We start from the raw sequence: 12,077 nt of genomic DNA, 5'->3' as shown, positions 1-12,077 counted from the left end.
TATTCTGGCGGGAATTATCAGCATGAAAATAAATACATTAACAAAAATAAAAAACAATGAACATCCTAGTGATTCAGATTCGGAATTAGTTATTGGATTAGTTGGAGCAGTTGGGACTGATTTAGAAATAATTAAAAATTCCATTAAGGAAAGATTAACCGCATTTGGTTATAAAACAGAAGAAATAAGAATATCTACAGATATAATTTCTATGTTTAGAGATATTCCTGCTATTCAGGATAACTATGAAAAAATAAGTAAGTTCATGACAGAAGGAAATAATTTAAGAAGAATTAGTGAGGACAATTCAATTTTATCTCTTGCTGCTGCTGCAAGAATAAATCAAAAGCGAGAAAAAGCAGATGGTAGTCCAATTCCATCACCGAAAAAAGCATATATAATTAACTCATTAAAACACCCAGATGAAGTCAATACATTACGGAGAATTTACACTAATGGCTTTTATCTCATCGGTGTTTACGCAGATGAAAAGAGACGTTTAGACTTTTTACAAAAAAATAAATTTATCAATGAAGAAAATGCAAAAACTCTAATTGAACGAGACTCAGAAGAAGAAGATCCTTGGGGACAACATACTAGAGATACATATGAGTTATCGGATTTTTTTATAAATCATACTGGAAGCATAGATAGAATTAACAATGACTTATGGAGGATTCTTGATCTAATATTTGGTAATCCATACGTTACCCCAACTTTCGACGAATATTCTATGTTTATGGCATTTTCAGCATCATTAAGATCAGGAGACTTATCAAGACAAGTTGGGGCAGTATTAACTAAAGATAAAAATATTATTTCTACGGGTGCTAATGACGTCCCAAAATTTGGGGGAGGACTATACTGGCCAGAATATATAGATGGTGAAATAACAGATAGTGAAGATGGTAGAGATTATAAAGTCGGAGTTGATTCAAATGTAAAAGAAAAAAACATTATAATAGAAGATATTTTAAAAAATGTCGAATCTGAATACAGGGATGAATTAAAAAAACACTTATCTGAAAGTAAAATAAAATATATTACGGAATATGGTAGAGTAGTACATGCTGAAATGGAAGCAATTCTCGCATGTGCGCGAAGTAATATAAGTACATATGATGGTATTTTATATTGCACTACATTCCCATGTCATAACTGTGCCAAACATATCGTAGCAAGTGGTATAAAAAGAGTAGTCTATATCGAACCTTACCCTAAAAGTAAAGCTTTTGATTTCCATCCAGACTCAATATCAACACCAGATAAAAATCATATTAGTGAACGTGTGATTTTTGAGCCATTTGTTGGTGTAGGCCCGCGCTGTTTCTTCAATTTATTCTCAATAAGTTTAGGAATTGGTTATAAAATTAAAAGAAAAGATAATGATGGAAAAGTCGTAGAATGGGATAGGAGATCTGGCAAACTTAGAATGCAAATGCTACCATCATCTTATATTGAGCGAGAGTCCGTGTCGGCAGACATCGTAGCTAAACTGGCGGAGAAATTACAAAATGACCAATAAAGAAGAATTTCTTGCTTACCTCAAAGAGGCAAGCGAACAGGTCAATACATGGCCAACTTGGAAAAAATCTGGGTTAAGTGATACCACTACTGGGCAAGCTGTCACATCTCCCCCAGTACATGAGCATAAGGCTGCTAAAAGTGTGAAGCAGCAACTAGCTTGATTCGCCTTACTAAACTTATAAAAAACAGAGGGTCTAAAAACTCTCTGTTTTTTTTATAAAAATTTTACGTACCAAAATGTGTACCAATCAAGAAGATTAAACAAACAAAAAAATAAAAATCAATAGATTACACTAATTTTTAAAAGCAGATTCAGAATATCGAGTAACTGCTTATATTTACCCGTTTTGCTAAAACCCGGAGAAGTTCGGGTTTTTATTATTCTGCCTGCGCTAAGTGAAGCAGCGGAAAAGCCCTCCCTTCGCCATCCAGTTCTGTGTGGCCGGTTTTTACAAAGCCACATTTCAGGTAAAAGGCTAATTGAAAAGTTAAGCAAGCCCGCGCCTGATTTTAAACAATATGGGGCATTCGTTGTTTTTTCCTCGTCATCTGAAGTATGTTGAGCAAATAGAATCAATTGCCGATTACTTTCAACAATTTCAGAGGCAATATTATCAGCGCAATACCCAAGGCGCTGGTGCCAACATCAGACCTCGATATGCTGCTTGCCACTTCACACAGTATCAGCCATGGGAGATCGGAATAATATGAGAAAAAAAGGGAAAACACATGCAGTTAACTGTGCTGGTTGATAACAATACTCTAATAGATAAATATCTGACAGCCGAGCCAGGTGTCTGTTATCACCTTAAAATTGATGGGAAAACATACCTTTTTGATACAGGTTACTCTGACGTTTTTCTACGTAATGCGGCAATTCTGGGTATTGATATCAGCGATATCGATAGTGTAATTATCTCTCATGGTCATAATGATCATAGCTGGGGTTTAATCCACCTCGCTCAATATCTTGACCGGACCAACTACCCTAGCGTGAAGAAAATAAAGCTAGTGGCTCACCCCAATGCTTTTGTACCAAAATACCATGAAGATAAATCAATAGGTGCTAACTTACCGGCCGATAGTTACCCTTCATTTTTCGAACGGATTAATCAGACTGGTGTTTATTATCTTACTGATAATTTGCTCTTTTTAGGTGAGATAGTACGCAGTAATGATTTTGAAGGGCTGCATCCTATTGGAAAAACTATCAATTGTTGCGGTCATGAAGTTGACGATTTTGTCATAGATGACAGTGCAATAGTTTATACCAGCCCTGAGGGGATCGTGATTATTACCGGCTGCTCTCACTCTGGAATCTGCAATATTATTGATTATGCAATTAAAGTCACTGGCGATAAACGCATTCGGGCTGTTATTGGCGGGTTTCATCTATTAAATGCAGAAACATCTACCCTCACCAGAACATCCGACTATTTTAAGCAACTTAATGCACAAGCACTCTATCCCTGCCACTGTACTGACTTAAAAGCCAAAATAGCACTAGCCGGTGCGGTTGATATAGAAGAGGTGGGGGTTGGAATGGTACTTAATTTTTAAATAACAGTCCGGTTTAAGTAAGATAAAAAACAAGGAACTCCCCCAGGATTGCCGTCATTATTGGTGGCGGCATAAATTCCCGAATTGGTTTGAGCTGATAGTGACCATAGTTCAAATGAAACATGCAGATTGCTGCCACTGGCGTATGCTCATCATCAACTTGCTTAAAAATATACTTATCCCTCATTAAACACCTCAGTAAAGTGTTTCACATCTTTCCTTTCTCATTTTAGGATTTAGCCTAAATGAGCATAACAATATAAAAAATCGTGTCTTTTATTTTTTTCATGCTTAACTTTCATCACAACCTGAAAGTAGGAAGAGCATTTACTATGATTATCGCTACTATCTACGATCTGGTATGAATAAATTACACATATACTTTATTAGGTGGGCACTCTGGGTAGAGTCATGCTCTACAGGTCAGGATGATTATCATTACTGGGAAGTCCAGAAATAGCGCCTTCTTAATTTCTGACTAAGGTAAGTAAAAGACACATATACACTTTTAGAGGATCGCATATGTTCCAAGACCAAGACACGTCGATCCTCAATACCTACTTTGGTACTCATCGCCCATTTTGGCGGCTTGCCTTTGATAGCCAGGCTTTAGAGCTGTCGGCAATTAAAGAGATAGCAAATATTGCGATACCTCTTAATTCTGTTCAAACAATGAAAATCCGGAGCTTAACCGGTATTACCGCCAGTTTAGATATTGAAATTGAGATTTATGGTCACCCCCTTCATTTACATCTTGTTGGCCGAAAAATTAATGACAAAGAGTGGGGGGGGGACAGCCTCAGCCTATGCCGATACTGAATCTGTCGCTCGTGATTTGGTTATGGGCCTTTCTTTTGCAGAACAGGTTGTTTCTGAAGCCAACTCAGTGATTGTGATTCTCGATAAAGATGGCTGCGTGCAGCGATTTAACCACCTTAGCGAGGAATATACCGGTAAGAAAGAGCAGGATGTTATTGGCAAAAATGTTTACGACTTATTTATGACCGCCAAGGAAGGAGCCTCATCACGGAAGAATATTGAGGGGTTTTTTCAGCGCGGTGCATCTTATGAAGCGGAACGTTGGGTTAATACCGTCAAAGGGAAGCGTCTCTTCTTATTCCGCAATAAATTTGTTCACAGTGGTAGCGGAAAAAACGAACGCTATCTTATCTGTTCCGGTACTGACATTACCAAAGAACGACGCGCCCAAGAGCGCCTTAGGATTTTGGCTAATACCGATATGATTACCGGTTTGCCTAACCGTCATGCCATTCATGAGCGCATTAACAGCGCAATCCAAACCCGCGGTGACAGCTCAGTGGGTATTATTTATCTCGATCTCGATAACTTCAAAAAAGTAAATGACCACTATGGTCATATGTTTGGTGATCGATTACTGAAAGATGTCTCGCTGGCAATTTTAAGTTGCTTGGGTGACAACGAAATGCTTGCCCGATTAGGGGGGGATGAGTTTATTGTTCTGGTCGAAAACGCCACCTTGGATTTGCTGGAAACAACCACACAGCGAATTCTCAATCGCATGAAATTGCCATTCCGAATTGGATTGATAGAGGTATATACCGGCTGTTCAATTGGCATTGCACTATGCCCAGAGCATGGTGATACGCTAGAAAATATTATCCGCAGTGCGGATACAGCCATGTATACCGCGAAGGAACATGGGAAACAAACCTATTCCATCTTCTCGCAACAAATGAATAAAAAAGTATCCGAGTATGTTTGGCTCGATACCAATTTACGCAAAGCTATAGAACAACATCAATTACAAATCTTTTACCAACCCAAAATATCCACCAAAACGGGAAAAGTGCTCGGTGTCGAAGCTCTCGTCAGATGGCTATCGCCTGAACGAGGTTTAATTGCTCCTCAGGAGTTTATCTCATATGCGGAAGAGTCTGGGCTTATCAGGCCCTTGGGTAAATGGGTACTACAAACGTCTATGCAACAGGCTGTGGATTGGAAAAAACGTGGAATTAACCTACGAATTGCAGTCAATGTTTCTGCCCGACAATTAATTGATGAAGCTATCGTCACCAGTTTTATTGAGTCTCTTGAAGCCTGTGAGTTGGAGTTTAGCTTGGTCGATGTTGAATTAACTGAAAGTTGCTTAATTGATAATGAAGATGCCGCTATCAATATAATGAAGCAGCTACGCCACTTAGGTGCTCAAGTTCACTTAGATGATTTTGGTACTGGTTATTCTTCACTCTCCCAGTTAGCGCGCATCCCTATAGATGCCATTAAACTGGATCAAAGTTTTGTTCGCCATATAGACACTAATCCTATTTCACAATCTTTGGTAAGAGCCATTATTGTTGTCGCCGAGGCACTAAAAATGCAAGTCATTGCCGAAGGAGTGGAAACGAAAGAGGAAGAGGAATTCCTGGATTCTATTGGCGTTGATGAGAAACAGGGATTCCTTTACGCCAAACCAATGCCCGCAGATAAATTGGAGCATTGGCTGGTAACACAACACCCTCACCTTTTACTGGATTAGATGTAAAAACTAATTAGATATAAAACTATATCGCTTTTGGCATCCCCGAAGTATGCCTATCTTGCAGCATAACCAGCCTTTCAATATAGGCGATATCTTTCGGCTCAATAGAAAATGCAGAGTCAACCCAGTCTTCTGTAATGTCCATTAATTCAGATCGTGTTAATTGTAAAACGCGCTGCCGGACTCGAACCATCGCCCTCATACCATTTAGCTTAGGCCTGATAGTGTCTATAAATGTGCGTGTCGCAATATAAGCATCCCCAGGCTGAAATAGCTTATCAACTAACCCTCGGCTCTCATACCACTCAGCCGCGTGAGATTCCCCGGTCCAAATCAGTTGTTCTGCCACCCTCATACCTGCCTTTCTGGCGACTAGTGAATACCCCCCCATGCCAGGAAATAAATTAAATGCAATCTCCGGAAAACCCATCCTAGCGGTTGTCTGTGCCAACACAAAATGATGAGCCAATGCCGCCTCAAATCCCCCACCTAATGCGCTGCCTTCAATCATCGCAATAGAGATAGCACCGGTATCAAATCCGCGAGAAGCGGCGTGAACACAATCGACACAAGCACGAGCATATGCCATTAGCGCTTCGCGCTTACGATTCTTAATCATTTGGGCGAAAAAGTTTAGATCGCCCCCCACATTAAACATATTGGGTACGACTGAGCCTGTTACCCAAAAATCTATCGGTAATTTTGACTCCTTAGCAGCCTGAGCCAATGTCATAATATTTTCAATTAACTCCAGGTTAAAACAAGGCCGTGGATGGGCACGAAGTAACATCCATAAAGTATTGCGACCTTCTTCGTAATAAGCAGATATTTGAGATAAATGGCCGGCTTCGGTAAATGAACGGCAGCTAGGCAGATTAATCATATTCATATTCCATCCAATGAGTGAGTTAAACACAAGTAGCCCTATCGCCTAATCCTCCTTGAGGAAGCGCTAAATTTTCCTTAATGACGGCAATTAAGCTGGCAGATAAATAGTGAGTCACCCAATGGATAAATGATGAGTAAAACAGTGAAAATTTAAACAACTGGCATCTTTAGCGCACGATTAAAGAATCGGTAGAATATATATTCTTAAGAGGATTGAATTTCAGATGAAAAAAATCTTCTGATATGGATAAAATGCTGACTGAATTTCATCCCTGACGGATTTCTTATGTTGCAGATTCTGCATTTTCTTTTGGCATTGATTGCTATAGCAGTTTTGGCTTTACTGGCTAGCCATGATCGGAAAAACATCAAACTTCGTTATATTTTTCAGCTACTGATTATAGAGATTGCTCTGGCTTATTTCTTTTTACACTCGGAAAGTGGGTTAGGTGCAATAAAGTATTTTGCTGGATTATTCGAATCTTTGATGAAATTTGCTTCAATCGGCACCAGTTTTGTTTTTGGCGGGATGAATGAGCAAGGCCTGGCATTTATATTCCTCAACGTTCTTTGCCCAATTATTTTCGTATCAGCATTGATTGGTATTTTGCAGCATTTTCGTATATTACCCCTCATCATACGGGTGATAGGCACCCTGCTATCCAAAGTAAATGGCATGGGTAAACTAGAGTCATTCAATGCTGTGAGTACGTTGATTCTGGGGCAATCAGAGAATTTCATTGCCTATAAAGGCATTATCGCCGATATATCGCCACGCAGAATGTACACCATGGCAGCCACAGCAATGTCGACAGTCTCTATGTCAATTGTTAGTGCTTATATGACCATGCTAGAACCAAAATTTGTTGTAACAGCACTCATACTGAATATGTTTAGTACTTTTATTGTACTTTCAATTATTAATCCTTACCCCGTAACAGAGGAACCTGAGTTAAAACTAAATAACCTGCATGAAGACCAAAGCTTTTTTGAAATGCTTGGGGAATATATTCTGGCGGGATTTAAAATCGCGATGATAATAGCCGCAATGTTAATCGGGTTTATTGCCATTATTTCAGCGATTAATGCTTTATTTAGCACCTTATTCCATATCAGTTTCCAAGGAGTGCTGGGATATCTATTTTATCCACTGGCGCTATTAATTGGCATACCAACTCAAGATGCGTTGCATGCAGGAAGTATTATGGCGACCAAACTGGTAGCAAATGAGTTCGTTGCCATGATTGAGCTGAAAAAAGTGGCTGCCGAAATATCTCCACGAGGTTTGGGTATTCTTTCTGTATTTTTAGTCTCTTTTGCTAACTTTGCTTCTATTGGGATTGTCGCGGGAGCTATTAAAGGTCTGAATGAACAGCAGGGTAATGTGGTTTCACGATTTGGATTAAAGCTAGTGTATGGTTCAACTTTAGTTAGTTTACTTTCTGCAACCATTGCCGGGCTTGTTTTGTAAAAGCTCACTCTGACTGAATAAAATCAATAATATCACCGGCCTTTTACCTCTAATCAGGAGATAAAAGGCCAAAAATTCTAATCCAATACTCGCCGCTAGAAATCAACACAAACAGCAGCATCAACCCGCATAACCGATTCTTGCGCAAACTGTTGTTTATAGCGGGCGCGTAAGGTTTCAATAGCAGTTTCTTTGTCAGCTTTATGGATAAGTACCAATGCCTTACTGTTTTCTTTAGCTACAGTGCCATCATTGCCTAACCATTGCCCTTTAGCATCAATAACTGTCAGGCCATCTTTAAAACGGCTGGTCACATCATTATCAACAAAAGACTGCCATTCAGTGGCTGAAATAACCGGGCCATGAGGCCGGTTCAAACCAAAATAGAGCGTCGTTTGTGTCATCGGCTCACCTTTAATACAGGTGGAAGGGGAAGCTTTAATCGTTGCTGTGTTTGCCTGACCCGTTCTATCAACGCAACCGCTGAGTAATACTCCAACCGCTGCGATGCCAGCCAAGAGCACCGCACGATATTGGAACGATTGAATACACTGACTCATGAAGAATCCCACTGAAATAAAAGATGAAATAGAGATAAAAGCTACCATTGGATGAGTCACTCTGCAATCAGGTAGGATTATCATCAAATACTTGCTAACCTCATCTCAATAATTGATTTTTACCCTAGATTTATTAATGGTTTGTAATCCTATTATTGTTTTTTTATTGAGGTATTTTAAGTGGGTGATAAATATTTTGATTAGATTAAATAATCCGAAATTTATGGTTTAGAAAATCTCAGTCGTGATAACTTTGATTAATGGCTACTCTGCCGCCTTTGTCGCCCTTAAGAAATTACATTCAATATGCTACTCAGTGTTCTTTATATTATCGGTATCACCGCTGAAGCCATGACCGGTGCACTGGCTGCTGGTCGCCGTCAGATGGATATGTTTGGCGTCATCATCATTGCATCGGCAACTGCTATTGGTGGCGGTTCAGTCAGAGATATGCTACTGGGTCACTATCCGCTTGGATGGGTTAAGCATCCTGAATATATCGTGATTGTCGCTGTTGCTGCTATTGTCACAACATGGATGGCACCATTAATGAAGCACTTGCGTCATCTATTTTTAGTACTTGATGCTATCGGGCTGATCGTTTTTTCTATTATTGGCGCACAAATTGCTCTCGATATGGGGCACAGTACTATCATTGCAGCCATAGCTGCTGTAATTACCGGTGTCTTTGGCGGTGTCCTGCGCGATATGTTCTGTAATTGTATCCCTCTGGTATTTCAGAAAGAAATTTATGCCGGTATCTCATTTGCTGCCGCGTGGATCTATATCGCCCTACAATACACGCCACTATCTCATAACTGGGTTGTTGTTATTACGTTAGTCACTGGCTTGAGTGCTCGATTGCTGGCACTGAGATTTCGGCTTGGCTTACCAGTATTCAAGTATGAGCATTCTGAACATTAACCCAACCCCGAAGATAACTATTCTTCGGGGCTGAATCCCGCAATTCCCTGCTGTGATAAGAAGTCAGCCATCATCTGTACCTCTGGGTGATGCAAAAAATGATTAATCTGTTTTGCTCTAACCTGCCCAATGCCCGGCATTAAACGCCATTCGGCAATACTCCGTTGCCGTAAAGAGTGCCATGAAGTATCAAGAGGTATTCCTTGTGGGAATCCCAAAGCCTGTAACCATTGAGAAAACGGCTGTTGTCTGGCACGTTGAAATTGCTGATAAATCTTTTCTGCCCTGCCTTGCCCAATACCTGGAACCGCCGCAATTTGCTCTACAGACAGTGATAACCAATCGAGTAGGCCATTGATAAACCCATGATGGATAAGTTCGCGCCAAAGCCCATTTCCCACACTCTGCATATCTAACCCGTTTGTACCACTAAGCCATGCTAAGCGAGATAAGAACTGAGGCTCGCACTCAAAAGGTAAACGGCGAAAGCAAGTTAACTGATGGAATTTATCTGCGTCTGGCGGCACGATCTCCTGCCGCTGACTCACGCGCCAGATAACCTTATCCAAACGTGGAATACCCTGCCCAGCTAATGAGATAGTAACTTGATCTCCAGGTACGATATCCCACTGCTTCCAACGGGCAATCGATCCAATATTCACTCGACGAATCCATTTATCATCAATTTTTACCGGTACAACCTGTAAAATAGCTGTGATTTTGCCAGTGCGCCCCACTGTAAAATGGATATCTTTGATTTCAGTTATTTGCTGGGGAGGCGGATATTTCCACGCCACAGACCAATTTCCTGGTGTTGCCTGCCAATAGCGCCCCGCGGGCACATTTTCTTGACGGATAACTACCCCATCAGTCACAAAAGGTAGCGGCATTTTAAACCAGCGATCCCGCCACTGGGCAACATCACTACTGGAGATGACGGGTTCGCTGTAGTGTGCGGTTAGAGGAAAGCCCATTTCTTGTAACAATCGGCTCTTTTCCACCATACTTTTTGGCCCATCCGGCCATGCCCAGATAAAAATACCCAGTTTAGCTAATAATGGGGATACAGACTTACGCATCAGAGCCCCTGCAACAGATGCTCTGGCATTAGCGCCTCCTGATTGCGCTTGTTGATGGCCCTCCATTTGCAGAAATACTTCCCCTTGCAGAGTTAATAAGGGGGGAGCGCTGGCAATATATTGAGGAATAGCAGAGATAAATGGTGCTTTATCCGCCCAATTTTGGCCTTTCAAACCATTTCCTCGGCTCAAAACTTGGGTTAATTTCCCCGCCTGATATACCAATGTGACTGCAACTCCATCTATTTTGGGTTGCACCCAAAGGTTTTTTCGCCCTCTCATCCAACTAATGAGTGCAGCTTCATTTTTAAGTTTTTTTAAGCCGGTGTGGGCAACAGGATGAAGCATCTTTCCATTACCCGGTATGGGTCTGTTATCCGTTTTATCAGGTAACCCAAGACATAAACGCCACCTATGCAATTTATCCTGCAACTGATCGTAAATATCATCTGCAATCGGGCTAATACCCTGCTGGTGATAAGCTATATTCCACTGATCTAGCTGCTTCTCCAGGAGATGCATCTCTCCCGACATTCTTTCTTCTGACCATTCAGGGCAGACAGATTCTGCTCTGGCTTGCCAACTTATAAAACTAACCATCAGTAGGCTTAGTATTTTCATTTTGTGCACATTCATCAGTACCTCCCTTTGATGAGTGGCAGTAAAACCTAAAATGGCGCATCCGTCGAAGGCGAAAAAACTCAGATGCGGGAGTGATCGAAGAATACTTTTTCACTTGCTGAAACAAGCCGAAATTACGCAATGCTTCCCGCAAAATCATAAAAACGTGCTGTTTATGAGCGAAACATTCAGGTGAAATGCGTTGTAACGCTGCATGACGCGTAGCAGCCGTGTATACTGTGCGGAGATTCACACTTCTGCTTTCTACATATCAACCTAATCAACTGAAACGTCATCATGGTTCAAGGTACGCTATACATAGTTTCCGCACCCAGTGGGGCAGGGAAATCAAGCCTGATTCAGGCTTTGTTAAAAACACAACCTTTGTACGACACGCAGGTTTCTATTTCTCATACCACGCGTGCTAAACGTCCTGGGGAGAATCACGGCGAGCATTACTTCTTTGTTTCCAAAGAAGAGTTTTGCCAGATGATTGATGACGATGCTTTTCTTGAGCATGCCAAAGTATTTGAGAATTACTATGGCACCTCACGTCTGGCAATTGAGCAGGTTCTCGCAACCGGTGTTGATGTGTTTTTAGATATCGACTGGCAAGGCGCGCAGCAAATTCGCGCAAAAATGCCGACCGCGCGCAGTATCTTTATTTTGCCCCCATCCAAAGAAGAATTGGATCGCCGTTTACGCGGCCGTGGGCAGGATAGTGAAGAGGTTATTGCAAAGCGAATGGCGCAAGCTGTCGCGGAAATGACCCATTATGCAGAATATGATTATTTAATCGTGAATGATGACTTCAATCTGGCATTGTCTGATCTGAAAACCATTATTCGCGCTGAACGACTGCGCTTAGGCCGCCAGAAACAGCGGCATGACGCTTTAATCACCAAATTATTGGCAGACTGAACAGA

9 protein-coding genes and 1 pseudogene are annotated in these 12,077 nt (G+C 41.1%); 7 read left to right on the top strand and 3 right to left on the bottom strand.

From position 1 onward, the window contains the following. Nucleotides 1-22 precede the first annotated feature (22 nt). The 4 genes and pseudogenes from FGL26_RS16145 (at nucleotide 23) to pdeR (ending at nucleotide 5,605) form a co-directional block, all read left to right on the top strand. On the top strand, nucleotides 23-1,525 hold the full coding sequence (locus tag FGL26_RS16145; RefSeq protein WP_005176007.1) for an anti-phage dCTP deaminase: 1,503 nt from the start codon (nucleotides 23-25) through the stop codon (nucleotides 1,523-1,525). Further along, a complete protein-coding gene (locus tag FGL26_RS21500; protein ID WP_154231226.1) occupies nucleotides 1,515-1,688 on the top strand; it encodes a hypothetical protein in 174 nt (57 codons plus the stop codon). Before FGL26_RS16145 ends, FGL26_RS21500 begins: the two co-directional genes overlap by 11 nt. Before the next feature lie 568 nt (nucleotides 1,689-2,256). Further along, entirely contained in the window at nucleotides 2,257-3,087 is an 831-nt protein-coding gene (locus FGL26_RS16135) for an MBL fold metallo-hydrolase (protein WP_005176008.1), read from the top strand. A gap of 522 nt (nucleotides 3,088-3,609) precedes the next feature. Next, nucleotides 3,610-5,605, top strand: a pseudogene (gene pdeR, locus FGL26_RS16130) (cyclic di-GMP phosphodiesterase). A gap of 25 nt (nucleotides 5,606-5,630) precedes the next feature. On the opposite strand, the gene FGL26_RS16125 reads toward pdeR, so the two are convergent. Beyond that, a complete protein-coding gene (locus FGL26_RS16125) occupies nucleotides 5,631-6,497 on the bottom strand; it encodes a crotonase/enoyl-CoA hydratase family protein (RefSeq protein WP_005165875.1) in 867 nt (288 codons plus the stop codon). A 285-nt stretch (nucleotides 6,498-6,782) separates the two neighbouring features. Between FGL26_RS16125 and FGL26_RS16120 the strand changes: the two genes are divergently transcribed. Continuing rightward, complete coding sequence (locus tag FGL26_RS16120) at nucleotides 6,783-7,967, top strand: NupC/NupG family nucleoside CNT transporter (RefSeq protein WP_005176010.1); 1,185 nt, start codon at nucleotides 6,783-6,785, stop codon at nucleotides 7,965-7,967. Nucleotides 7,968-8,062: 95 nt separating this feature from the next. On the opposite strand, the gene FGL26_RS16115 is transcribed toward FGL26_RS16120, so the two are convergent. Then, complete coding sequence (locus FGL26_RS16115) at nucleotides 8,063-8,527, bottom strand: DUF3574 domain-containing protein (RefSeq protein WP_032908819.1); 465 nt, start codon at nucleotides 8,525-8,527, stop codon at nucleotides 8,063-8,065. Between the two features lie 306 nt (nucleotides 8,528-8,833). Between FGL26_RS16115 and FGL26_RS16110 the strand changes: the two genes are divergently transcribed. Further along, entirely contained in the window at nucleotides 8,834-9,451 is a 618-nt protein-coding gene (locus FGL26_RS16110; RefSeq protein WP_005176012.1) for a trimeric intracellular cation channel family protein, read from the top strand. A gap of 17 nt (nucleotides 9,452-9,468) precedes the next feature. Here the strand turns inward: FGL26_RS16110 and ligB are convergent, their stop codons facing one another. After that, nucleotides 9,469-11,166 (bottom strand): NAD-dependent DNA ligase LigB, encoded by a 1,698-nt coding sequence (gene ligB / locus FGL26_RS16105; protein WP_005176013.1) that lies wholly within the window; start codon nucleotides 11,164-11,166, stop codon nucleotides 9,469-9,471. Between the two features lie 282 nt (nucleotides 11,167-11,448). Between ligB and gmk the strand changes: the two genes are divergently transcribed. Then, on the top strand, nucleotides 11,449-12,072 hold the full coding sequence (gmk, locus tag FGL26_RS16100; RefSeq protein WP_004704191.1) for a guanylate kinase: 624 nt from the start codon (nucleotides 11,449-11,451) through the stop codon (nucleotides 12,070-12,072). Nucleotides 12,073-12,077 lie beyond the last annotated feature (5 nt).

Source organism: Yersinia enterocolitica subsp. enterocolitica (assembly GCF_901472495.1).
GTDB lineage: Bacteria > Pseudomonadota > Gammaproteobacteria > Enterobacterales > Enterobacteriaceae > Yersinia > Yersinia enterocolitica.
This window is presented reverse-complemented; position numbering and strand designations above follow the sequence as displayed.